The 25273-nt window shown below is 65.0% G+C and carries 17 protein-coding genes; 5 read left to right on the plus strand and 12 right to left on the minus strand.

Going from position 1 to position 25273, the window contains the following annotated elements:
- Positions 1–4 precede the first annotated feature (4 nt).
- Positions 5–985, minus strand: coding sequence for a Bug family tripartite tricarboxylate transporter substrate binding protein (locus tag ACOCMH_RS01495; RefSeq protein WP_427307425.1), 981 nt, complete (start codon positions 983–985; stop codon positions 5–7).
- Positions 986–1356: 371 nt separating this feature from the next.
- Between ACOCMH_RS01495 and ACOCMH_RS01500 the strand changes: the two genes are divergently transcribed.
- From ACOCMH_RS01500 to ACOCMH_RS01510, 3 genes are all read left to right on the plus strand, one after another.
- Positions 1357–2997, plus strand: coding sequence for a mechanosensitive ion channel family protein (locus ACOCMH_RS01500; protein WP_427307426.1), 1641 nt, complete (start codon positions 1357–1359; stop codon positions 2995–2997).
- 170 nt (positions 2998–3167) lie between these two features.
- Positions 3168–3638 carry a (2Fe-2S)-binding protein gene (locus ACOCMH_RS01505; RefSeq protein WP_427307427.1) on the plus strand — a complete coding sequence of 157 codons (471 nt, stop codon included), beginning with the start codon at positions 3168–3170 and terminating at the stop codon, positions 3636–3638.
- The gene (locus ACOCMH_RS01510; RefSeq protein WP_427307428.1) at positions 3639–5930 is read left to right on the plus strand and encodes a molybdopterin cofactor-binding domain-containing protein; all 2292 of its coding nucleotides are present in this window, start codon (positions 3639–3641) and stop codon (positions 5928–5930) included.
- Positions 5931–5952: 22 nt separating this feature from the next.
- On the opposite strand, the gene ACOCMH_RS01515 is transcribed toward ACOCMH_RS01510, so the two are convergent.
- Entirely contained in the window at positions 5953–7176 is a 1224-nt protein-coding gene (locus ACOCMH_RS01515; RefSeq protein WP_427307429.1) for an MFS transporter, read from the minus strand.
- A 188-nt stretch (positions 7177–7364) separates the two neighbouring features.
- Here ACOCMH_RS01515 and ACOCMH_RS01520 point away from each other — a divergent pair, with 188 nt between their 5' ends.
- Positions 7365–8270 carry a LysR family transcriptional regulator gene (locus ACOCMH_RS01520; RefSeq protein WP_427307430.1) on the plus strand — a complete coding sequence of 302 codons (906 nt, stop codon included), beginning with the start codon at positions 7365–7367 and terminating at the stop codon, positions 8268–8270.
- Positions 8271–8367: 97 nt separating this feature from the next.
- On the opposite strand, the gene ACOCMH_RS01525 is transcribed toward ACOCMH_RS01520, so the two are convergent.
- From ACOCMH_RS01525 to ilvD, 8 genes are all read right to left on the minus strand, one after another.
- The gene (locus ACOCMH_RS01525) at positions 8368–8994 is read right to left on the minus strand and encodes a DUF3304 domain-containing protein (RefSeq protein WP_427307431.1); all 627 of its coding nucleotides are present in this window, start codon (positions 8992–8994) and stop codon (positions 8368–8370) included.
- A 130-nt stretch (positions 8995–9124) separates the two neighbouring features.
- Entirely contained in the window at positions 9125–11644 is a 2520-nt protein-coding gene (locus ACOCMH_RS01530) for a T6SS phospholipase effector Tle1-like catalytic domain-containing protein (RefSeq protein ID WP_427307432.1), read from the minus strand.
- A 67-nt stretch (positions 11645–11711) separates the two neighbouring features.
- Positions 11712–12284, minus strand: coding sequence for a DUF3304 domain-containing protein (locus tag ACOCMH_RS01535; protein WP_427307433.1), 573 nt, complete (start codon positions 12282–12284; stop codon positions 11712–11714).
- 191 nt (positions 12285–12475) lie between these two features.
- Positions 12476–12820 (minus strand): hypothetical protein, encoded by a 345-nt coding sequence (locus tag ACOCMH_RS01540; RefSeq protein WP_427307434.1) that lies wholly within the window; start codon positions 12818–12820, stop codon positions 12476–12478.
- Between the two features lie 376 nt (positions 12821–13196).
- Positions 13197–13778 (minus strand): DUF3304 domain-containing protein, encoded by a 582-nt coding sequence (locus tag ACOCMH_RS01545; RefSeq protein WP_427307435.1) that lies wholly within the window; start codon positions 13776–13778, stop codon positions 13197–13199.
- Between the two features lie 74 nt (positions 13779–13852).
- Positions 13853–14740, minus strand: a complete 888-nt coding sequence (locus ACOCMH_RS01550; protein ID WP_427307436.1) for a DUF4123 domain-containing protein — start codon at positions 14738–14740, stop codon at positions 13853–13855.
- A 16-nt stretch (positions 14741–14756) separates the two neighbouring features.
- Complete coding sequence (locus ACOCMH_RS01555; RefSeq protein WP_427308326.1) at positions 14757–17666, minus strand: type VI secretion system Vgr family protein; 2910 nt, start codon at positions 17664–17666, stop codon at positions 14757–14759.
- 215 nt (positions 17667–17881) lie between these two features.
- The gene (gene ilvD, locus ACOCMH_RS01560; protein ID WP_427307437.1) at positions 17882–19741 is read right to left on the minus strand and encodes a dihydroxy-acid dehydratase; all 1860 of its coding nucleotides are present in this window, start codon (positions 19739–19741) and stop codon (positions 17882–17884) included.
- Between the two features lie 274 nt (positions 19742–20015).
- Here ilvD and ACOCMH_RS01565 point away from each other — a divergent pair, with 274 nt between their 5' ends.
- Complete coding sequence (locus tag ACOCMH_RS01565) at positions 20016–21038, plus strand: class I fructose-bisphosphate aldolase (protein ID WP_427307438.1); 1023 nt, start codon at positions 20016–20018, stop codon at positions 21036–21038.
- A 54-nt stretch (positions 21039–21092) separates the two neighbouring features.
- Here the strand turns inward: ACOCMH_RS01565 and ACOCMH_RS01570 are convergent, their stop codons facing one another.
- The gene (locus ACOCMH_RS01570) at positions 21093–22637 is read right to left on the minus strand and encodes a methyl-accepting chemotaxis protein (protein WP_427307439.1); all 1545 of its coding nucleotides are present in this window, start codon (positions 22635–22637) and stop codon (positions 21093–21095) included.
- Between the two features lie 234 nt (positions 22638–22871).
- Entirely contained in the window at positions 22872–25154 is a 2283-nt protein-coding gene (locus ACOCMH_RS01575) for a copper-transporting P-type ATPase (protein ID WP_427307440.1), read from the minus strand.
- Positions 25155–25273: the final 119 nt, after the last annotated feature.

Consider the following 25273-nt stretch of genomic DNA (forward strand, 5'->3'; position numbering starts at 1 on the left):
CGCCTTACTGGGCCTGGATGCCAGCCTGGCGGATCACGCGCGACCACTTGTCGTGGTCCGCGCGCAGCATCGCCGCGAATGCCGCCGGCGTGTCGCCGCCCGGCATCGCGCCGAGCTGTTCGATGCGCTGGCGCACCGCCGGCTCGGCCAGCACGCCGGCCGCCGCCTTCTGCAGCTGCGCGACGATGTCCGGCGGCGTGCCGGCGGGCGCGAACAGGCCGAACCAGGAATTGACCACATAACCGGGCAAGCCGGATTCCTGCACCGTCGGCACGTTCGGCAAGACCGCAGAGCGCTGCGGGCTGGTCACGGCCAGGGCCCTGACCTTGCCGGCCTGGATCTGCGCCAGCGCCGAAGGCAGGTTGTCGAACATCAGCTCGACCTGCCCCGCCAGCAAGTCGGTCATCGCGGGCGCCGCGCCCTTGTACGGCACGTGCTGCATCCTGACATCTGCCATGCTGACGAACAGCTCGCCCGACAGGTGCGGCGAGCCGCCGGTGCTGGTCGACGCATAGTTGAGGCGCCCCGGCTCCTTCTTCGCCAGCGCAATCACGTCCGCCACCGATCGCACCGGCTGCGCGGCATGGGTCAGCAGCACATTGGGCGAGTTGGCCACCAGCGTCACCGGCGCGAAGTCCTTCGCCGGGTCATAGGGCATCCGCGCGTAGAGGTACTGGTTGGTGACCTGCGTGCCGAGCGTGCCCATCAGCAGCGTATAGCCGTCGGGCGCGGCACGCGCCACCGCTTCTGCACCGACATTGCCGCCCGCGCCGGGACGGTTTTCCACCACGACACTCTGTCCGAGCACCTCGCCCAGCCGGGCGCCGACCACACGCGCCAGGATATCGGTGGTGCCGCCGGGCGTGAACGGCACCACCAGCCGGATCGGCCGCGCCGGATACCCGGCAGCGCTCGCCGCCTGCGCCGTTGGCAGACAACACACGGCAACCACAAGCGCCAGCCGGCGCAGGTCCCAGATTCGCATCGCTGTCTCCTCGCACTGCGCCGGCAGCGCCAGCGCTGTTTCGCCTGATGAAGGTCTTGTGCAGCGATGTTAGGCAGCGCGCGCAAACACCGTCAAACTTTGCGGCCGAATTTTCACTGAATGAAAATGTGGGGGCCCGCATCGCAGCGGTGACGCAGTGCCGCTGCGTGATGCGGCAAACCCCGCAGCCGACAGGTGACGCCCCCGGCCGCAGCGGACGACACCGATTTTTCTAAGCTCGCCGCCGAAAAGTTTCACTTCCGCTCGAAAACACTAGCTGCAACCATGCACCAAACTCTGTCCCCGGCCCGCATGGATGGGGAGCGCACGCGGCGGTGGCATTGCCGTTTCCCAAATGACGCGAGCGACGGATGACCATGGTCTTCTTGCTGATGCGGCGGCTTGCCGCACTGGCCATCCTGCTTTGGCTCGGCATCGCCGCGGCCCAGGCCGCGCCGGAGCCCGACGCTGAAGCGGAGGCCGGAACGGTCGAACTCCGCCTGATGAACCGCCCGATCGCGGTGCTGCGCGCAACGCTCGCCGACGTCACGCCCGAAGCGCGCGTCCGCCGCGCGCGGGACCGCTTCGAAGCACTGACCCCCTCCGACCTGCTGCAGCCCGTCAGAACCAGCCCTGGCGAACTCGCCGGCCAGCACGGCGAGGCCATCTATATCGGGGAGCGGCTGCTGATGGCCGTAGTCGAGGGTGACCGGGATCCCGAAGACAAGACCTCGTTCGAAGCGCTGGTCGGGCAGACGGTGGATAACGTCGGCCAGGCCGTGGCCGCGCGTCGCCAGCAGCAGCACTGGCCCACGCTGATTCGCGCCGCCTTGCGCACGGCCGGCGCGCTGGCGGTGGCGGTATTGCTGGGCTGGGCGTTGACGAAGACCCGGCGGTTGCTGGGGCGCGTGGTGGATGCCTCGCTGCAACGGCATCTGAAGGCGCGCACCGCGGACGGATTCGACTGGACCGCGGCCCTCTACCAGCTGACCGACCGCATCGTACGCATCCTGGCGGTCGCGCTGTTCGCACTGGTCGCCTTTGTCTGGCTGGAATTCTCGCTGCTGCAGTTTCCGCTGACGCACCCGCTCGGCGATCGCATGGGGGCGTACCTGTGGCGGCTGCTGGAAGGGATCGGCGGCGCCATGGTCGGCGCCATCCCGGGCCTGCTGGTCGTCGCCATCATCGTCTTCATCACCCGTGGCGTGCAGGGGGTGGTTGCCAGCGTGTTTGCGGCCACCGAGCGCGGCAGCCTCACCGTACCCGGCCTGCATCCGGAGACGGTGCCGGCGACGCGCCGGCTGGCCGCGGTGCTGGTGTGGGCGCTGGGCTTCACCTTTGCCTACCCGTACATCCCCGGTTCGCAGAGCGACGTGTTCAAGGGCGTTTCCGTGCTGCTCGGCTTCATGCTGACCCTGGGCTCGGCCAATGTCGTAAACCAGCTGATGAGCGGCATGGTACTGGTGTACGCGCGCGCGCTGCGCGTGGGCGACATGGTCAGCATCGGCGAGACGGTGGGATGGGTAGAGAGCCTGGGTCCGCTGTCGGTCAGGCTGGTCAACCTGCGGCAGGAGCAGGTCACGCTGCCGAACGCCGTGGTGGTCGGCAGTGCCGTCCACAACTATTCGCGCTCCGGCGACATCAACGGGAGCAGGGCGGCGCTGCTGTCGTCGGCGGTGACGATCGGCTATGACACGCCCTGGCGCCAGGTCCACGCGATGCTGCTCAACGCCGCGCGCGAAGTGCCCGGGCTGGATCCGGGCACAGCGCCCTTTGTGCTCCAGCGCGGGCTCTCGGACTTCTACGTCGAATACGAACTGTTCTTCGCCATCGAAGACCCGCGCCGGCGCTTCTTCGCCCTCTCCACACTGCATGCCGCCATCCAGGACGAGTTCAACCGCCACAACGTGCAGATCATGTCGCCGCATTTCGTGCTGCAACCGAAGGATCCGGTGATGGTGCCGGCCGACCAATGGCATGCGCCTCCGGCGCACCCGCGCCGCGACAGCTGACCCGCCTGTGCGCCGCCGCGCCGGAATCATGCAGGCTTCATGACCCTATAAGCTGTCCTAATCAATCCAGCACGGCAATCTTGACGACAATGATGGCTTTATGACACGGGCCGCAGTCCGGGCTCATTGGCATGACGCCATGCCCCTTTGTCTTCACAAGGAGTTTCCCCATGACAAGATTCCAGGTCAATGGCCAGCCCAAGGACGTCGACGTTCCCGACGAGATGCCGCTGCTGTGGGCATTGCGCGATGAGCTCGGGCTGACTGGCACCAAGTTCGGCTGCGGCATGGCGCTATGCGGCGCCTGCACGGTGCATGTGGACGGCACCGCGATCCGGGCCTGCGTGACGCCGGTGTCCGCCGTCGCGGGGCGGTCCGTCGCGACCATCGAAGGCCTGGAAGGCGACCGGGTGGGCCAGGCGGTGCAGCAAGCGTGGATCGAGCATAACGTGGCCCAATGCGGCTATTGCCAGGCCGGCCAGATCATGACCGCGGTCAGCCTGCTCAAGACCGCGCCGGCGCCGACCGACCGGCAGATCGATGAAGCCATGAGCGGCAACATCTGCCGCTGCGGCACCTATCCGCGTATTCATGCCGCGATCCGACAGGCGGCCAGGCACCTTGCGCAGGGAGGCAAGTAAATGGCCGACATCGCTCAACTCTCACGCCGCCAGTTCCTGCGCGGCAGCCTCGGCCTGATGACGCTGGCCGTGACCACCGGTGGCCTGGTGACCGTCGCCCGCGCCGCGGATCCGGCGCCAAAGAAATTTGGCGCCGACGGCATGCCTGGCGGCACCGTGGACGATCCGCTGGCGTTTGTCTCGATCGCGGCGGACGGTACCGTCACCATCGTGGCCCATCGCGCAGAGATGGGCACCGGCGTGCGCACCAGCCTGCCGATGGTGGTGGCCGATGAGATGGAGGCGCGCTGGGAGCGCGTCAAAGTGGTCCAGGCCGAGGCCGACGAGACCCGCTACGGCAACCAGAACGTCGACGGCTCGCGCAGCGTGCGGCATTTCCTGATGCCGATGCGGCGCGTTGGCGCGGCGGCCCGCCAGATGCTGGAAGCCGCTGCCGCCGCGCGCTGGTCGGTGCCGGTGTCCGAGGTCAGGGCCGTCAACCACGAAGTGCTGCACCAGCCCACCGGCCGCCGCCTGGGCTATGGCGAACTGGCGGCCGACGCGGCCAGGCAGCCGGTGCCCAAGGGGGATGCGCTCAGGCTCAAGCCCCGCGCCGAATTCCGCTATATCGGCAAGAACGCGGTACGGCCGGTCGACCAGCAAGCCATCGGCACCGGCCGCGCCGTCTACGGCATGGACCTGCGCCTGCCCGGCATGGTGTACGCCGTGGTGGCGCGCCCGCCGGTGGTGGGCGGCAAGCTGCGCCGCGTGGACAGCCGCAAGGCGCTGGCGCTGCCGGGGGTCTTGAAGGTGGTGGAGATTCCCGCCTTCCAGGGCGCGCCGGCGTTCCAGCCGCTGGGCGGCGTGGCGGTGGTCGCGCGCAACACCTGGGCGGCCATGCAGGGCCGCGCCGCGCTGGAAATCGAATGGGACGACGGCCCTAACGGCAGCTACGATTCCGCGGCGTATCGCCGCACGCTCGAGGCGGCTGCGCGCGTGCCGGGCAAGACCATGCGCAACCAGGGCGATGCCCGGCAGGCCTGGGACCAGGCGCCGCCGGCCGCGCGCCTTGCCGCCGAGTACTACGTGCCGCACCTGGCCCATGCGTCGATGGAACCGCCGGTAGCCACCGTGCGCATCCGGGGCGGCAGCGCCGAGGTCTGGACCTCGATCCAGAATCCTGTCGCCGCGCAAGCCGCCGTGGCAAAGCGCCTGGAGCTGAAGCCGGGCAACGTCAGGGTCAACGTGCTGCTGCTGGGCGGCGGCTTTGGCCGCAAGTCCAAGCCCGACTTTGTCGATGAAGCCGCCACCGTTGCGCAGGCAATGCCCGAGGGCACGCCGGTCAAGCTGGTCTGGACGCGCGACGACGACATCCACCACGATTACCTGCACACCGTCTCCGCCGAGCGGCTGGAGGCGGTTATCGACAAGCAGGGACAGGTACAGTCCTGGCTGCACCGCAGCGCCGCACCGACCATCGCCTCGCTGTTTACCGAGGGCGCCAAAGGCCAGCAACTGTTCGAGTCGGCCATGTCGGCGATCAACATGCCCTACCGCATTGCCAACGTGCGCGTTGAGACCGCCGAAGTGCCGGCGCATGCGCGCATCGGCTGGTTCCGCTCGGTGGCCAATATTCCGCATGCATTCGCGGCACAGTGCTTTATCGCCGAGCTGGCGCACCGCGCCGGCAAGGACCACCGGCAGTTTGCGCTCGACCTGATCGGACCGGCGCGCAAGCTCGACCCCGGCACGCTGGCCGATACCTGGAACTACACCGAATCGCCGGAACGCTATCCATACGACACCGGCCGCCTGCGCGGCGTGATCGAAGCCGCCACCCGCGGCGCGGGCTGGGGCCGCAAGCTGCCCAGGGGCCACGGGCTGGGCCTGGCCTTCTGCTACAGCTTCATGAGCTACACCGCCACCGTGGTCGAGGTGGCCGTGGATGCGAAGGGTGAGGTGCGCGTGCTGTCAGTGGACATGGCGATGGACTGCGGCCCGCAGATCCATCCCGACCGTATCCGCGCGCAGATGGAAGGCGGCGCCATCATGGGCCTGAGCCTGGCGCTGGCCAGCGAGATCACCTTCGACAAGGGCCGCGTGATGCAGAGCAACTTCCACGACTACGAAGTGCTGCGCCACCATGCGTCACCGCGCGTGATCCGCACCCACCTGGTCAACGACAACCACGACCTGCCGCCGGGCGGCGTGGGTGAACCGCCGGTGCCGCCCGTGGCGCCCGCGCTGTGCAACGCGATCTTCGCCGCCACCGGCAAGCGCGTGCGCAGCCTGCCGGTGCGCAAGGTGGCATAGGGAAGGCGGCGCCGCGTGCCGGTCAGGCCGGCCGCGCCGCTTCGGCGCGCGCGGTCAGCCAGGTCAGCAAGGCCGCGGCCAGCAGCAACGCCGCGCTGGCCGCGAAGGTGCTTTGGTAGCCGCTGCGGTCAAACAACAGGCCACCCGCGGTGGAGCCCAGCGCGATGGCAAGCTGGACCACCGCCACCAGCAGCCCGCCGCCGGCCTCGGCGTTCTTGGGGAAGGTTCTGGCGATCCAGGCCCACCAGCCCACCGGCGCTGCGGTGGCAACCAGCCCCCACAGCGCCAGCAGCGCGACCGCTGCGGCAGTCTGGGCGCCGAATGCGACCAGCGCCAGTGCAATGCCGGCCATCAATACCGGTATGGCGACCATGGTCGCGTAGAAGCCGCGCCTGAGCGCCGTGCCGATGGCCATGGTGCCGATGAAGCCCGTAATTCCGATTACCAGCAGGATCAGCGACAGCGAGGACACCTCCACCCGTGTCACCGTCTCGAGGAATGGTCGCACGTAGGTGAACAGCGTGAACTGCCCCATGAAGAAGACACTGGCACCGAGCATGCCCAGCGCCACCAGCGGCTTGCGCAACAGCCGCAAGCCGTTGCCGGCGCCGCTGCTGCGCGCTGCCACCGGCATGGACGGCAGGCTGATCCACTGCCACGCGAAGGCGATCAGCGCCACCGGAACCAGGCACAGAAACGCGCCGCGCCAGCCGATCACCGCGCCAAGGTAGCTGCCCAGCGGTGCCGCCACCACCGTGGCCAGCGCGTTGCCGCCGTTGAAGATAGCCAGCGCGCGCGGCACCTGGTTGGCCGGCACCAGCCGCATCGCCGTTGCCGCCGACATCGACCAGAAGCCGCCGACCACCACGCCGATGAGCGCGCGGCCCGCCATGTAGATGGCGTAGCTGGACGCCAGCGCGATAACCGCGCCGGAGACGGCCATCAGCGCCGTCAGCGCCAGCAGCAGCGTCTTGCGGTTCATGCTGCCGGCCAGCGCGGCGATGAACAGGCTGGTTACCACGGCAAAGGCGCCGGAGATCGCAATGCCCTGGCCGGCCAGGCCTTCGGTGACATGCAGATCGGCGGCCATGGGCGTCAGCAGGCTGACGGGCATGAATTCCGAAGCGATCAGCGCGAACACGCACAGCGTCATCGCAAAGACGCCGCCCCAAAGGGCGGGCTGTCGCGCGGCGTCGTGCGGGGAGAGGATCGCGCCCAAAGGGGCGTCACAGAGTTGGGTTGTCATGCAATCGGGAAGGACTGGAGGCGCGGGGCGCCGGGAGCGAAATAAATGCCGGGGGCGGCACTGGCGAAGCCGGATCGCGGCTTCTTCGTTCCTGCCATCTTCGCGCGCGCGGGCACCCGTGACTAGCTAATGAGTGCTTAAAGAGGTTATAAGTACGGCTAATCAATGTGCCGATGGAGGCCGATTCCATGGTCCGACGCAATCTCAACGATCTGCTGGCCTTCGTGACGGTGGCGCGCGAAGGCAGTTTCACGCGCGCCGCGGCCTCGCTGGGCGTGACCCAGTCAGCACTGAGCCAGGCCGTGCGCGGCCTCGAGGAACGGCTGCGGATCCGGCTGCTGACGCGCACCACGCGCAGCGTCTCGCCCACCGCGGCGGGGGAACGGCTGATGCAGGCGATCGGCCACCGCTTCGACGAAATCGAGGCGGAACTCGATGCACTGACCGCCTTGCGCGACAAACCCGCCGGCACGGTGCGCATCACCTGCGGCGACAACGTGCTGCACACGATCTTGCTGCCCCGGCTCGCGCCGCTGCTGCATGAATATCCGGACATCAAGCTGGAGTTCGACGTCAACTACGGCTTCCGCGACATCGTCGCGGACCGCTTCGACGCCGGGGTGCGCCTCGGCAGCACCATCGACAAGGACATGATCGCCGTGCCCATCGGCCCGCCGCTGCGCATGGCCGTGGTGGCGTCGCCCGACTACTTTGCCGCGCATCCGTTGCCGAAGACGCCGCAAGACCTGATGGCGCACCGCTGCATCAACCAGCGCATGCCAACCTCCGGCGGGTTGTACGTCTGGGACTTCCAGCGGCGCGGCCGCCAGGTGAACGTGCGCGTGGACGGTCCGCTGATCTTCAATACCACCCAGCCCCAGGTGGACGCGGCACTGGCGGGGCTGGGCATCGCGCTGCTGCCCGAGGATGAACTGATGCCGCATATCGAGGCCGGCCGCCTGGTGCGGGTGCTGGAGGACTGGTGCCCGAAGTTCAATGGCTACCACCTGTATTACCCGAGCAGGCGGCAGCCGTCGCCGGCGTTTGCGTTGGTGGTGCAGATGTTGCGGGGGGGGGTAGGGGTAACGTGCTGACGCTTACAGAGGCGTCATCTTTCAGATGACGCTGCCGGCGATACAAATTGTATTTCTCTACTGGAGAGTCCCATTCCAGCGTCGGGCTGAAAAGCGCTCATTGTCGCTGCTTCGGATATAAGGGCATCTGCTCCGGGAGAAGTGATGGCGAATCGTCGGGACTTACCTGCAGCGCACGGTGTTTCTCCCGAGAACGAGCACGAGCTTCAGCATCGCTTGCGGCTCCACGCCATGGTTCGAAATGAAAGTCCGGTGGCATTACCGGATAGTCAGGACCGGGATAGTCGGGATGACCGGACATGAAATTGGAGATAATTATTCTGATTTTCCATTCAGGCAGAAAATGAATTTGAACTGTACCCGTCTCATCGTACTTCTCGATTGGAACGATGGCCTCATGCCATTTTTCTACTGCCGCATCCCCCGTCGCATTGGGATCCGAACTGGAGGTGGTCCAGCGTACCGTTGCAGTCAGTCCCTGATGCCACTTTCTTGGGTAAGTCACGCAACAAACAAAGCCCCCGCCCCCGCCATAAGCGAAGGAATTGCCTCCCCACGCATCGTTGATGTAGAACTGATGAATATAGTCGGGCGTATGATTGTAAGCAGTGATACTGGAAGCGGCCATATCATTCGCTCGCGCCTCTTCCTTGCCACAAGCCGTAATCATGATGGTCAACGCTGCCACGATGACCGCCATCAGGATTGTGCGCTTACGCTTCATGCTATTTTCGCTCTTCGCCGTGTTGCCGGACTCATGGCAGTACTACCTGCCACCTCCCCGGAATTCGCCGATGAACTTTTCTGTTCGATCGAGCGATTTTTCCCGCCGTGATCATAGAGCGGGGTCAAGCCTAATACGCCTGCTCCTCCATGAACGCCGTGATCGCCGCCATCTCCGCTTCCGTCGCAGCCATGGCGCGGAACAGCTCAGCGTTCTCCATATAAAGATCTTGCGGTATCGATCCGCTGCTGGCGTAGCCGTTCAGCGCCTTGCCAACCACCTCGGAACGGACGCGCGTCTGCTTAAGTTTCTGGTCAAGCTCTTTCATCCGCCTTTTCAGCGCGATGGCGTCAAGTCCAGCTAGTTCCGGATAGCTGGCGCGATAGTCCATATATTTATCGTCGTAGACTGTACGCCATCGCAGATAGCCCCACATCTGCCAGAACTCGCGTCCACTGGCCTGTTGCGGCAGCTGGTCAGTGTAGGCCGGATCCTTCAGGGCTTCGTCGACCGACTGGCCCTTGGCTTCGCGTTGACCTTTGAGGCGTGTGTGCGTCTCCAGCATCGCCTTTTCCTCTGCACTCAATAGCGGTGGTGGCATGACGCTGACCTTGGCCGTCATGGCCCCGCTCATCGCCGGCACAGTTTCCTTTTGTGAGGCTGACTGTGCGGCGGCCGCATCGAGCTTGTCCTGTTGTCTCTGGTACCAAACATCGTCGTCGTCGCCCATGGGCTTGAACCAGGCGCGGGAGTCGTGCACATGGCGAGAGAAGAAAACGTCGACGGCCAGCGGAACATCGGTGTCGTCCCAGGCCCGTTTGACGTCCTTCCACATGCCGAACTTGATGCCGATTGCCCTCTTGGCCTGATAGAACATGGCGGCGCCCTGCACCGCGCCGACGGCCGGCATCCAGGCGAGCGGCCCACCCGGTGCTTCGGGAACTGCCGCCTGTACGGCCGGGCGCACGGCTGAGCCAGCGATTGCCGCCGTTGCCGCACCGAGGTTGTTGGCATGGGCTTCGGCGACCCATTTCGCGCCCTCCATCAGCCAGCCGGTGTAATGACCACGGGACCAGCTCGGCACCAGGTTTTCGTAGCGGTCCTGGCTCCGAACCCATCTCAATTCCTCGGCCAACTCGGCATCGGCGTAGATCAGATCCGTGCGGTCGTTCCTGGGCGCGCGCTGGACGCTGGGCATGGTTGCCACCTTGCCCAGCCAGCGATGGCGCCAGCGCAGGAAAAAGCCGTAATGGTGCCGGATCAGGTTCGGGGTCGTGTCAGGCAGGAGCCCTGAAGTTGCAGTGGCGTCTCGGTAGCCGTTGAAGGCCGCGATAAGATCGGGGTCGACCCGAAACTGCTTCCTCAATTCGGCTGGCGCAGACGCCGGGCTCATCAGGGGCACACCGGCGATGACGGCCTCCCGGTACATGTGCGCCAGCGGAATCTGGGACAACTTGGCGCTGTCGTCAGGTGTCCCGTCGGCGCGGCAGCCGCGTCCCTGTTCGCCCGGCTCATAGCCTCCGCCGAGGTCAGAGTGGACACCGGGATAGACGAATTCCTCCACGTTGCCGCCTTGCGCGCTGTCCAGGGGAAAGGAGCCACGCACCTCATGGCTCGATACCAGATGCACGCAACGTTTGACCAGGTCGGGGCCCGGAATGCGCAGCCAGCGCTTCTGCGCCCACGCGCCGTGTCCGGAAGCCATGGTCTCCATCATGCTCTGGGCGATGCCAGCAGAAGCCACGGTGTCGAACAGCCCCAGAAAGTCAATCTGGACCGGGATGCCGCATAGGCTGAGCTTGCCTCCATTGGCGTCGCACGCGTCCCGCAGCCAGTTGCAGAACACGCGAGCCTGCGCAGCCCCGCGAGAGAAGCCGAACACATGCAAACGAATGCGCTTGATGATCGGCTTGCGGTCCCGGGGCAGATTACCCAGAACCCTGGCCAGCGCCGCCTTGCGTTCGTTGAGCACGCGCCGGCGGCCCTTGGTATTGACCTCGCGCCAGTTGGTGCGCGCTACGGCGGTCAGGGAGGCGAGTGGGCCGACGCCTGAGCGCAACTTGCGATCGAATTCTCCCTTGGCGCGGTATTTTCCGTTCAGTTCGCGCTCGATGGCGCTGCTGTCGCCGAGGCCTGGAATTCGAATCTCGGGAGCATTCAGGTCGGCACTCATCTGCTTGACGAGGTCACGATCAGCGTTTCGCTCGGTCAGATTACTTTGGTGGTAGTGGAAATGCAGATGGTTGTGTATCTGTAGCAGAGCCCAATTCATGCGCGCCTCACCGCCCCAGCCAGCGGCGGCGCCGGCGACCGCCTGGATGCCAATGCCAACATCTCCAACTTCCTTGTAGAACGGTGTACCCACGCCCGCAGCATAGCTTCGAAAGCGGTATCGCTTTAACTCGGATTGTTTTGGATCGACGTCAAACAGGTCAAACAGCCTCGCAATGTTGCTCTGAGCGCTGCGCGGCCGGTCGTTGTCTGCGTTGTTGCGAGTGCCGTCGAAGAAAAATCCGAAGTGCAAATCCTCTTCACACGGAGCCGGTCCGGCAAGACGGAGATCGAGGCCGGTGAACTGGCGATATATTTCCTGCTGCGAAAGTCCGAACGGCTTGGGCGGGCATTGCGGCGCAAACTTGACGACGGTCATGGCTTCTGCAGTCTAGCGGAATAGGTGGTATGGGACTGAAGCATGCTGAGGCAGGCCAAGTGGTTACCTACCTACCTTGCTGGGGGCTTTCGGGGGGATCGCGCAGTTCGGGCCGATAGCATAGACGCCGGTCTTGCGGGGCCCGGCGTTTGATACAAGCCTCTTTCGGATCTTCAAGACGGTAAGGATCTTTCTCAGCCCCGGGCCCCCATTTCGTCAGGTATAGCTTGACCTCTTGGTGTGGGTAGAAGGCAACGTAGAAGAAAGAGGCATCTTCGGGCGGATACTTTTCGACTGATACTTCCTTGGTATAAAGAGCCTTCTCGTCCTTCGCGAACAGTTCGTCGTCACTCCATTTGATCGTGACCTTGAAGTTCGGGTCCCAGTGCTTGGGTACGGAGATCCCTCCAGTCCAACTGGTGCCGCCAGCATTCGCCACCATCCCTCCAGCCCATTGGCCGTTGACGTACACGACGCCGATTGGCACATCGGTGTAGTTGAGCACCCCGATCTGGCCGCCAAGCGTCTCGTCCTCGATCGCTGCGGGTGGCGGCTCGGCTTTGCCGCACGCGGCTATGCCGAACAACGTAGCGGCCAGAAGTACAACAAACGAGCCTCGGATCATCCTTGTCATCATCATTGGTCATCCCTTATGCGCCAGCATGATGCCATGGCGCCGAGCCCTGCCAAGGGCGATTGCCTTCCCGAACGCCGTCACAAGCATGCCCCCTCGAGCAAATGCTAGTGCAGTGCTTCTGTGAGAAACAAATGGCCTCTCTCTGTGCGTCATGGCGACTAAGGCATGAGTGACGTTGGCTCGCGTGGAACCCTTTACTTTGAGACTGTGTTGTCGTCATGGACGGTCTTGTCGGCATCAGAAAGCTTCCCGGCCAATCCGGTGCATTCCTCATGCACAACGTCACGCCAATGCTCACGCGGCTCTCTCTCCCTGATATAGATGTATGACATTTCGATAGTCATCGCGAGCATGCACGCTAGATCTTTCTTGTCATCTCGTTTGGCTGCTTCGTATTGGGTGATGTAGCCATCAATGCGAGTGGGTTCCGATGCCCTCTCGAAATTTTCCGCACCATTTCCCAAGAACCAGTATCCGGCGCAAGCGAGGCCGATCCAGGCAACGCTGATGCCCGCGATGATCCACGTATCACGGCCCATTTTTGATTGTCCTTCGGAGGTCTTCCTCGCAGGGACGGAATCTTGAGGTTGAACAGCTTCGAAAGCGGTATCGCTTCAACTCGGATTGTCTTGGGTGGATGTCAAACAGGTCAAAAATCCTCGCGACGTTGCTCTGAGCACTGCGGGGCCGATCGTTGTCTGCGTTGTTGCGGGTTCCGTTAAAGAAGAAGCCGAAGTGCAGGTCCTCCTCACACGGCAACGGTGCATTAAGGCAGGCATCCAACCCGGTGTGTTGGCGATATCTCTCTTGCGGCGACAGATCAAACGGCGTCGTAGGGAACGGAGGCGCGAACTTAACGATCGTCATGCTTGGGCAAAGTGAGCAGATTCATGTGGAAGGCATGATATGCAAGGGCTAGTTGCGGCCCTTACGCTCCTGAAGCATCCGGTATTCTTCTCTGAACTCCGGCGCATAGCAGGTCTCCCTTTCCGTCGGTGCTTTTCTTTTCAGACAGGCATCGGTGGGGTCCTCCAGGCGGTATGGATCTGCCGCCGCACCGGGGCCCCATTTTGTCAGGTATAGCTTGACCTCTTGGTGGGGGTAGAAGGCAACGTAGAAGAAGGAGGCATCTTCGGGCGGATACTTTTCTACGGATACTTCCTTGGTATAAAGCGCCTTCTCGTCCTTCTCAAACAGTTCGTCGTCACTCCACTTGATCGTGACCTTGAAGTTTGGGTCCCAGTGTTTGGGAACAGAAATCCCGCCAATCCATTCGGTCCCACCTGCATTCGCCACCATCCCCCCAGCCCATTGGCCGTTGACGTACACGACGCCGATTGGCACATCGGTGTAGTTGAGCACCCCGATCTGGCCACCAAGCGTATCGTCCTCGACAGGTGCTGGCTGCGGCTCAGCTTTGCCGCACGCGGCCACGCCGAACAACGTAGCGGCCAGAAGTACCACACACGAGCCCCGGATCATTCTTGTCGTCATCATTGGTTATCCCTTATGCGCCAGCACGATGCCATGGCGCCGCGTTCTGCCAAGGGCTATTGCCTTCACGAACGCCATCACAAGCATGCCCCCGCAAGCAAATGCTCGCGCAGCGCTTCCGGCGACCGGTGTGACTCGCACAATCGCTGCTGCAGCGCTGGTGAGTGCAGGCCGTGTTCCCCCGTTGCCAGTGCATGCGAAGCAAGCAGCAGGATGTCAGGCATAGCCGCAATCCGATGCTGCTTTGCCAGCGCCCAGGCTTGCGCGACCAGCTGATGCGCCTGGGCCCGCTCGCTTGCAGGCAGCACGCCGCGAGATTGCCGATAGAGCGTGTCGAGCAAGGCGTCCGGCATCGCCGCGTCGACCATCCTGTCGAGTGCACCCTGCGAGATCAGCAGCGGTTCTGACGGGTATGCCTCGGGTTCGGTCCTGGGCTCGGTAAGCGGCAATGTTTCGAGCAGCCCATCCCGGTTCACAAGGTGCCACTGCACGACGGGGGCCGTCAGCTGAGCCCATGCCATGGGCCCGAGAGCCACTGGCAGTGAGGACAGGACCCGCGTATCGGCGAAGCGCAGCAGCAGGCGTGTGTCATCGCCTTCGACGACTGGTTGCAGGCAAGGCTCCCATAGCTGCGCCAGGCGCGCAGGGGGTTGCCATGACGTCACGAAGCTAAGCATCGGCCTGCCCTGGCAGTGCTTGCCCAGCGCCGAGACCAAGGCACGCCGTTCATCGCCGGCGAGGCCGTCCAACGGCAATAAGTACGGGGAGGCCGAGAGCAGATCGCGGAGCGCGCTTGTCCCGCCGTACAAAGAGTGGCGCGGGACAGGCGCCGCGAAAGGCCTCGCGCCGTGATCAAACGCGCCATCGACCAGGGCAGACCAGTGGACGCCCGCGGTACTCTCGATGCGATGCAACAGGCTGTCAATCCATGTCTCGGGATCTCGGGACTCGACTGCGAAATACATAGGTGCCTCTACCGGTCTATACGGTTGCGAGCGGCATGCCGGCGGCTGCCGCTTTGAGCAGGCAGTCGAGACAGATCGTCTGCGGGAACTGCGGCAACGAATAGGGTGTGCTCGCCGCCCCCTCGAAGGTTCTCTTCGCGGCCTTATAGGTAATCGGCCCCGGACATTCGACGGTGATATTGCCGCCCTCGATCGTGATGGCCGCCCCGCCCGCCGTCGCAATACGAATGCGCTTGGCGGCGGCAAAGTCCACGTTCATATTGGCCGAGACGATGGTCAGGTCCTCGCGCGCCGCCAGCCTCAGCAAGTCATGCTGCGCCTGCAGATCGATATCATCCTGACCGGCCGTCAATTGCAGGCCGACGTTACCCTCGCCGGCCGATGACAGACCTGCCGCAATGCCGATCGCTTGTCCGGCATGCACGCGCGCCTGCCCTGCGACGGCGACGTTGTTGTCCTGCCCGCTGGCCAGCACCACGCTTTCGCCGCTGGCGATCTGCAAATCCTGGCCCGCGACCATCGCTACGCCTGCCCTGCCGTTGAGATGGACCATCGGCTCGCCCTGATGGGGCACCTTTGCCGGCGTGCTGGTATTGCCATCAGCGGCATCACTCTGGGCCGCTTCAAGCGATTGCCCATCGACCATGCCGGCAGCGGCCCTCGCTTGTTTCGTCAGCGGTGACTCGTCGTCCTTCCCCGCCGACAGCGCCGGGGTCTGGTGCGCGGTCGCGCCATCGCTCAGCGTCCTGACCAGGTCACCCGCCTGCCGCAGCAGCGCGATGCCGGCGGCGTTGTCTCCGGTCGGCAGTAGGCGCCCTGTGATGGCATCGCGATAGGTCGTTAGCAGCAGCCCGGCCTGGCCACGTACCGCGGCATGGCCATCTGTACGCAGCTCGAACCCCTGCCCCCGGAAGCTGCCACGGCGGTTGTCCTGCTGGTGTATTACGTGGCCGAGGTTGAGCTGGGTGGCTTGTTCCGTCGTTGCCAGTTGCGTGCGCAGTTGGTCGTCGGTGTCGTCGAACACCAGTTGGTTGTAGCCCTTGCCGCCATGCTCCTGGCTCTTGAAGCCGGTCAGCGCGGCGGCGTTGCGGTGGCCGTCCGGGTCGGTGCCCATGCCATGCCACGCCGGGCTGTTGCCGCCGGCGAGGTTGCCCTGGGCGCTCGGCTGATTGTCGGAGCCCATCGCATAGACACCGCTGGCGTCATAGGGCTGGGCGAACGTGGTCGCGGCCATCGACTTGCCGCCCGGCGTGGGCGCGATGCCGGCTTCGCCCTGGCCGTTGTACAGCGCGCCGATCACGAAGGGCTGCTCGATATCGTTGTCCGCGAACTTGACCAGCACCTCCTGGCCGATACGCGGCAACCATTGCCAACCCATGCCGGCGCCGGCTTGCCGCTGCGCGACGCGTACCCAGCGGCTGCTGCGGTCGTCGGCGCGTTCGCCGCGCTGCCAGGGGAAGCGCACGCGGATCTGGCCGCGCGGGCTGGCGTGGTGTTCGGCATTGCCATCGGCCTGGGTCTGCCCGTCAGGGCCGACCACGATCGCGGTATGGACGCCCAGTGGCATGGAATGGCTATAGAGGCGCGGACAATCGCCCTCCAGCACGGCGGCACGCCATGGCCGCCGCGCATCAAAGGCACGAAACAGCGCCGCATCGCCGTGCTCCCGAGCCGTGGCCAGCAGGGCTCCGGTCGGCACCAGCCGCTCGGCTGCGTCGTCGAAGAAGCTGCTCATCAGGCCGGCGGTGGTCGCCACGGCATCCGGCGCCGGCGGTGGCGTGTCGAAGTACAACGCCGCTTCCAGCGGTCCCATCCGGTCGGCGAGCGCGGCACGTGTTTCCACCGCGAGGTTGTTGATGCCGCAGTGCTCGACTGCGTCGAGCAGCAAGGGATATCCCGCCGTATCGTCCTCTTGTGGTGGCAGGTGCGGGCAGCCGATGACGGTGAGTCGTGTACCGCAGCGCAGTGTGCGTACGGAAGCGCTGCCGGTGAACACCAACGCACGCGCTTCGATGGCTTCCATTACCTGCTCGGCTACGCGCTGCGCACTTTGGATGTCCGGCGCCAGCGACAGGCTGACCGACAGATAAGGATCGGGACTGGCGGCACGGCCTGAAAATGCGCCGAAGCGCGCCGGCGCGTGGCCACGGACGGTGCGCTTGCTCTCGGGATCCCAGGCACCCACTGCCACGCCGCCAACCGCGGCACGCGTTTCACAGATCAACTGCTGGATGGCGTCAGCCGATTCCTGGCTATGCGCACGGTGGTACCGGATGCCACCGCCGGCGGCCGATTCGGCATCCTCTGGTAATTGCGCGCTGTCGGCAAAGATCACCACGGCATGGCCGAAGGGCGCTTCCTCGTCTTCCACCACCGAGTAGCCGAGCCCGGCCTCGGCCAGCAGGCGCGACAGGAAGTGGTAGTCGGTCTCACGGAATTGTGCGACGTAGGCACGTTCTCCGATTGCCGCGATGCGGGCCTCTGCGCCGGCGGCATACCGCCACCGCGCGTAGGGCGCGTACGGCTGCAGGATGGCCTCGATGATGCTGTCGAGGCGGCGATTCTGGAACACCTGGTTGTGGCGCTGTTGCGTGGTCAGCCACAGCCAAGGCACCACGGTCAGGCGGTAACGCGCGAGGCTGCCGTCAGCGCCAAGCTTCTCGGCCTGCCGGACCAGGCCGGTGCGGCGTGACTGGCTGCCGTCAGCGAGCGTGGTCAGCAGCGTGATGCGCTGTCCGAGCAAGCTGTCGAGCGGAATATCGGCATTGGCGCTGAGCGCGATGATGCGCGATTCCGAAAGCATCGAGACACCTTCGCGGCCGATCCATGCTTCGACAGCAAGTTCCTCGACCGGCGACCGGCCGTCCAGCCTGTACAGGCGATGTTGCGATGAAAAAAGATGCTGATAGAGCGTGGCTAGATCCATTTCCCGTACAAGCAGGCGCAGCGCAATCACCGAAACCTGCAAATCTGCCCCGAAATAATACGGAAGTCCATCAGAAATGTATTAAATACTATTTACATCTATTTTTATCAAATTAAGAAATCGTCATAGGGACTGGTCGGTGTTCGTTTGACCAAAAAAAAGCCGCTCCGAAGAGCGGCTTTGGCAGCTTCATGGGCCCTTGGCCCATCGCGGCATCAGTCGTCCAACAACGACAAATCGCGCACCGCGCCCTTGTCCGCCGACATCACCAGCTTGGCATAGGCCTTCAGCGCAGCGGACACCTTGCGCGGACGCGGCTTGGCCGGCTTCCACCCCTTGGCGTTCTGCGCTTCGCGGCGATGCGCCAGTTCCTCGTCGGACAGCAGCACGTTGATGGTCCGGTTGGGAATGTCGATGCGGATCTTGTCGCCGTCGCGCACCAGGCCGATGGCGCCGCCGGCCGCCGCCTCGGGCGAGCAGTGGCCGATGGACAGGCCCGAGGTGCCGCCGGAAAAACGGCCGTCGGTCAGCAGCGCGCAGGCCTTGCCCAGGCCCTTGGACTTGATGTAGCTGGTCGGGTAGAGCATTTCCTGCATGCCGGGGCCGCCCTTCGGGCCTTCATAGCGCACGATCACCACGTCGCCGGCCTTGACCTTGTCGTTGAGGATGTTCTCGACCGCTTCGTCCTGCGATTCGGTGACGTGGGCGGTGCCCTCGAACACCAGGATGCTCTCGTCCACGCCGGCGGTCTTCACCACGCAGCCGTCGAGCGCGATATTGCCGGTCAGCACCGCCAGGCCGCCCTCCTTGGAGAAGGCGTGCTCGTAGGAGCGGATGCAGCCTTCGGCGCGGTCCAGGTCCAGGCTGGGCCAGCGCGTGTTCTGGCTGAACGCCACCTGGGTGGGAATGCCGGCCGGGCCGGCCAGGTAGAACTGACTGACGGCCTCATCCTGGGTGCGACTGATGTCCCACTGGGCCAGCGCGTCGCCCAGCGTCGGCGCATGCACCGTCGGCACGTCGGTGTGCAGCTTGCCGGCGCGCTCCAGCTCGCCCAGGATGGCCATGATGCCGCCGGCGCGGTGCACATCCTCGATGTGGTACTTGTTGGTGTTGGGCGCGACCTTGCACAGTTGCGGCACCACGCGCGACAGGCGGTCGATGTCGGTCATGTCGAAGTCGATTTCCGCCTCGCGCGCAATGGCCAGCAGGTGCAGGATGGTGTTGGTAGAGCCGCCCATGGCGATGTCCAGCGTCATGGCGTTCTCGAACGCCTTGAAGCCCACCGCGCGCGGCAGCACGCGCGCGTCTTCCTGCTCGTAGTACTGGCGTGCCAGTTCGACGATGCGGCGGCCGGCGCGCTTGAACAGCTGCTCGCGGTCGGCGTGCGTGGCCACCACGGTGCCGTTGCCGGGCAGCGACAGGCCCAGCGCCTCAGTCAGGCAGTTCATCGAATTGGCGGTGAACATGCCCGAGCACGAACCGCAGGTCGGGCAGGCGGAACGCTCCACCTCGGCCACGTCGGCATCGGAATACGCGCTGTCGGCGGCGATCACCATGGCGTCGACCAGGTCCAGCTTCTTGAACTCCATGGCCTTGGTGACGGGATTGGCCAGGCGCGTCTTGCCGGCTTCCATCGGCCCGCCCGAAACGAAGATCACCGGAATGTTCAGGCGCATTGCGGCCATCAGCATGCCCGGGGTGATCTTGTCGCAGTTGGAGATGCACACCATGGCGTCGGCGCAGTGCGCGTTGACCATGTACTCGACCGAGTCGGCGATGATGTCGCGGCTGGGCAGCGAGTAGAGCATGCCGTCGTGGCCCATGGCGATGCCGTCGTCGACCGCGATGGTGTTGAACTCCTTGGCCACGCCGCCCGCGGCCTCGATCTCGCGCGCGACCAGCTGACCCAGGTCCTTCAGGTGCACGTGCCCCGGCACGAACTGCGTGAAGGAATTGACCACGGCAATGATGGGCTTGGAGAAATCTTCGTCTTTCATGCCGGTGGCGCGCCACAGCGAGCGCGCCCCCGCCATGTTGCGGCCGGCGGTGGAGGTTTTGGAACGGTAGGTGGGCATGGTCTTGCTTTAGAAGTATCGCGGTAGGAAGCGGGCCGCGGGAATAAGGGCCCTGGCATGCCCGTGCGAACAACCTCTTGAGCTGCGCCGTGGGCAAAGCCGCGATTATCCCACACCCGGCCGGGCGGGATATTCCGGCGGTGGCGGCGCCCGCCAAGTCCGTCGCAATGTTCGGGCGGCCACCATGGGCGCGCGGCGGCGGCCCCCGATGCCCTTGCGCGATTGCCGTTTCGGGGAAATGCTTGCGCTTATGTCACCAGCGCGGAGCAACGTCATGGATACATCAAGCGAACTGCAAGCCACCGTGGACGCCCTGGCACAAGCGGGCAAGGGCCTGTTGGCCGCCGACGAAAGCGGCCCGACCATCGCCAAGCGCTTCGAGCGCATCGGCGTGGAATCGAGCGAAGAAAACCGCCGCGCGTGGCGTAACCTGCTCCTGGGCACGCCGGGGCTGGGCGACTACATCAGCGGCGTGATCCTGTACGAGGAAACGCTGGGCCAGCACGCCGACGATGGCACGCCGCTGCCTGAACTGGCCGCGCGCCAGGGCATCGTGCCGGGGATCAAGGTCGACAAGGGCAAGATTGCGCTCGCGCTCGCGCCCGGCGACGAAATCACCGAAGGCCTCGACGGCCTGGCCAAGCGGCTTGCTGGCTACCGGCAGCAGGGCGCGCGCTTTGCCAAGTGGCGCGCGGTCTACAACGTCTCGGACACGCTGCCCGGGCGCGCTGCCGTGCAGGCCAACGCCGAGGCGCTGGCGCGCTACGCCGCGATCTGCCAGCAGGCCGGCGTGGTGCCGATCGTCGAACCCGAGGTGCTGATGGATGGCGGCCACACCATGGCCCGTTGCGCCCAGGTGACCGAAGCCGTGCTGCATGAAGTCTTCCACGCCCTGCATCGCCACGGGGTGGCGCTCGAACACATGCTGCTCAAGCCCAGCATGGTCCTGCCCGGCAAGGAAGCCGGCCACGCGCCGCCGTCCGAGGTCGCCAGTCAGACCGTGCAGGTGCTCAGGCGCACCGTGCCGGCGGCGGTGCCAGGCATCTTCTTCCTGTCCGGCGGACAAACCCCTGCCGAGGCCACCGCCAACCTCGACGCGATGAACCGGCTTGCGCCACTGCCGTGGCGGCTGTCCTTCTCTTATGGGCGCGCACTGCAGGAGCCGCCGCTCCTGGCCTGGCGCGGCGAGGCCGCCAACGCCGTGCAGGCGCAACAGGCATTGCTATTGCGCTCCCGGCTGAATGGCATGGCTTGCCTGGGGAAATATGAGGCGGCACAGGAGGGCGCGGCCGGTTGAGCATGCACGATGCGCCTATGCCGTGGAGCATAGGCGCAATGCCGCGCCACCGTCTCAGCGGAATACCCCCACCGCCTCCACCAGCCGCACCGCCTGCTGATTCAAACTCTCTGCCGCAGCCGCGCTTTGCTCGACCAGCGCGGCGTTCTGCTGCGTGATCTGGTCCAGGTCGCTGACCGCGTCGCCCACCTGCGATATGCCGCTACTCTGCTCTTTGGTGGCGTCGCTGATCTCGGCGATCAGTTGCGACACATGCCTGACCTGCGACACGATGTCCTGCATGGTCTTGCCGGCATCGTCCACCAGCCTGGCGCCGGATTCGACGTTGTGCACGCTGGCATCGATCAGTCCCTTGATTTCCTTTGCAGCGTTGGCGCTGCGCTGCGCCAGGCTGCGCACCTCGCCCGCCACCACGGCAAAGCCGCGGCCCTGTTCGCCGGCGCGCGCGGCTTCCACCGCGGCATTCAGGGCGAGGATGTTGGTCTGGAAGGCAATGCCGTCGATCACCCCGATGATCTCGGCGATACGCTTCGAGCTGTCGGTGATCGCCTTCATCGTGCTGATGACCTCGGACACCGCCTCGCCGCCGCGTTCCGCCGCGACACTGGCCGAGCCCGACAAGGTATTGGCCTGCGCCGCGGTATCCGCATTGCTTTTGACCGTGGCGGTCATCTGGGTCATCGACGCGGCGGTTTCCTGCACGTTCGACGCGGCCTGCTCGGTGCGCGCGCTCAGGTCCGAGTTGCCGCGCGCGATTTCATTGCTGGCGGTCTGGACGTTGACCACCTGTGCGCTGACGTCATCGATCAGCCAGCGGAACATCAGGCCCAGCTGGTTGATGGTGCGCAGCGTCATGCCGATCTCGTCGACCCGGTTCATGTGCACCGCCTTCTGGCTTTCGCCCGCGGCCACGCGCAGCGCGTGTTCCAGCACTTGCTCCAGCGGCGTGGTGACCTGCCGCTGCAGCAGCCACGACACCAGCAGCGTGCAAAGCGCCATCACCCCGGCAAAGCCGGCCAGCGCCATGCCGCCCAGGCCAAGCCACCAGGCACTGGCGACACTGGCCGGGAGCAGTCCCGCCAATGCCAGCCGCACGCGCCAGCGCACCGGCATGACCTGGAACACCGACGTCACCGCCATCAGCCCGGTGCGGACGATCAGTCCCTTGTGGAATTTGCGGTTGCCGGCACGGCCTTCTCGAAAGTCGCGGTACAGGCGCTCCGCGGCGGCAATCTCGTCGCGCGTGGCCTTGGTCCGCACCGACATATAACCGGCTGGCCGCCCGTTGCGCACCACCGGCGTGGCATTGGCGCGGACCCAGTAGTGGTCGCCGTTCTTGCGCCGGTTCTTCACCAGCGCAGTCCACGGCTCGCCGCCCTTCAGCGTGGCCCACATGTCGGCGAAGGCTTCCGCCGGCATGTCGGGATGGCGCACCAGGTTATGCGGCTGGCCCTGGATTTCTTCCTGCGTGAAGCCGCTGACTTCGACAAAGGCCGCGTTGGCATACGTGATGTAGCTTTGCGTGTCGGTGGTCGACATCAGCGTGGCGTTGTCCGGGAACTCGAATTCCCGCTGCGTCACCGGTTGATTGTTGCGCACGGCACTCCTCCTCATTCTCGATAAAAGCGGGGGACGCATGAGTGTTTGCGGCTTGCAGAATCGCTGTCTGCATATGTCCCATCCAGCCTGAATATCGGTTTGCGGAGGGTTCGCCTGACCCCCTCTATCGTGGGGGCCGGAAAGAAGCATGACGATGACCGGTGCCGGCATGGCTTCGGACACCGCGCCGCTGTCGGGTCTTGGGGAAAACACCAGGCTCCCCCGACATGCGCCTCAGGAAGCGGCCTGCCGGAGTCGCAGCGCGTTGGTAATGACCGAGGCAGAACTCAGGCTCATCGCCAGCGCCGCGATCATCGGCGACAGCAACAGGCCCGTCGCCGGATACAGCACGCCCGCAGCCAGCGGAACGCCCAACGCGTTATAAATGAACGCAAAACCGAGGTTTTGCTTCATGTTTCGAATGGTCGCGTGCGAGAGTTGCCGGGCCCGCGCAATCCCCCGCAAATCTCCTTTGACCAACGTGACCTGCGCGCTATTCATGGCGACATCAGTGCCCGTGCCCATGGCGATACCCACATCCGCCTTCGCCAGCGCCGGCGCATCATTGATGCCGTCGCCCGCCATGGCCACCACCGCGCCTGCCTGTTGCAGGGAACTGACCAGTTCCAGCTTGTCCGCCGGCTTTACCTCGCCGTGGAACTCGTTCACGCCAAGCTTCGCCGCCACCGCCCTGGCCGTTGCGATGCCGTCCCCGGTCGCCATGACGACACGGATACCTTCTTCCCTGAGACGCGCCAGTGCCTCGGGCGTGGTGGCCTTGACGGGATCAGAGACGGCGAGCAGGCCCGCCAGCCTGCTTTCGACGGCGAGGTACATGACGCTGGCGCCTTGCGCACGCAACGCGTCCGCCTGTGCCACCAGCGGTCCGATGGCCACGCCTTCCGCTTCCATGAGCGCGGTGTTTCCAATCGCGATCGTCCTGCCACCCAACGTGCCCCTTACCCCGATTCCCGAACTCGACTCGAAGCCCTCCGGCTTTTCCAACGGCAGGCTGCGCCCGCGGGCTGCTTCGACAATCGCGGCGGCCAGCGGATGTTCGCTGCCTTGGTCCACGCTGGCAGCCAACCGCAGCACCTCTTCCTCGGTAAAGCCGTCTGCGCCGATCGCGCGCTCGAAGACTGGCCTGCCTTCGGTGAGCGTCCCGGTCTTATCGACAATCAGGGTATCAACCTTGCGCAGGTTTTCAATGGCAGCGGCGTCCCGAAACAGCACACCGCTGGAAGCGCCCTTCCCGCTTGCGACCATGATCGACATCGGCGTGGCCAGGCCCAGCGCGCAAGGACATGCGATGATCAGGACGGCGACGGCATTGATCAGGCCGAACACCCAGCTCGGCTCGGGCCCGAAAAGCCCCCATGCGACAAAGGTCAGCACCGCAATGCCGATGACGCCGACGACGAAGACACCGGCAACCTTGTCCGCCATCCGCTGCATCGGCGCCTTCGATCGCTGCGCTTGCGCCACCATCTGCACAATCTGCGACAGCACGGTCTCGGAGCCGACCTTTTCGGATCGGATAACGAGGCTGCCCGATGTGTTCATGGTGGCACCGATGACATGGTCGCCGACCCGCTTGGAGGTCGGGATCGGCTCACCGGTGATCATTGACTCGTCGACCGCGCTGGTGCCTTCCGTCACGACACCATCGACTGGCACCTTCTCGCCGGGTCGCACGCGCAGCAAGTCGCCAACGTGAACATGGGTGAGCGGCACGTCTTCCTCGACATTGTCGGGACCGATACGTCTCGCCGTCTTGGGCGCCAGTCCCAGCAACGATTTGATCGCGGCCGAGGTTTGCGAGCGGGCCTTCAGTTCAAGCACCTGTCCCAGCAAGGTGAGGGAGATGATCACTGCCGCGGCCTCGAAGTAGACGCCGATACGGCCATGCTCGGCAAAAGCCTGGGGAAAGGCGCCTGGCATGATGGTCGCCACGACGCTGTAGGCATAGGCGGCGCCCGTGCCGATCCCGATCAACGTCCACATGTTCGGACTACGGTGGATGATCGACTGGAAACATCGAACCAGGAAGGGCCAGCCCGCCCACAGCACCACCGGCGTCGACAAGGCAAGCTCGACCCAGCTCTGCGTCGGGACCGCCATCCAGCCAAGGCGATGCCCGAACATCGCCAGCACGAACACCACGCCGGTAAGTGGAAGTGTCCACCAGAAGCGCCGACGGAAGTCCGCCAGCTCCGGGTTCTCGCCCTCATCCAGTTCCGGCAACAAGGGTTCCAGCGTCATGCCGCACTTGGGGCAATTACCCGGATGATCCTGGCGGATCTCCGGATGCATCGGGCAGGTATAGATCGTGCCATCGGCGCGCGGCGCCGCCGTGGCTGGCTCCGTCCTGATGCCCGTCTGTTCATGAACACGATCATGGTGATGCGCATGCTCGTGATGATGGCCATGACCAGCCTGTTCCTGTGCCGCAGTATGTTCGCCGGCGCCGCGGCGCCCTGGCTTTCTGGCATCGCGTTCGTTGCTCGTCCTGTCCATCCTGGCTCCCTTGGTTGCTAGGCCCGCCGTCCACGGCGAACTCCGGCTTGCTTGCTACGTGGCCTTGCCGCAGCCGTGGTGTGGGCCACTAAGGAAATGGTTCAACAGACACGGCCACA

It is taken from the genome of Cupriavidus sp. H39 (assembly GCF_050271075.1).
Lineage (GTDB): Bacteria > Pseudomonadota > Gammaproteobacteria > Burkholderiales > Burkholderiaceae > Cupriavidus > Cupriavidus necator_B.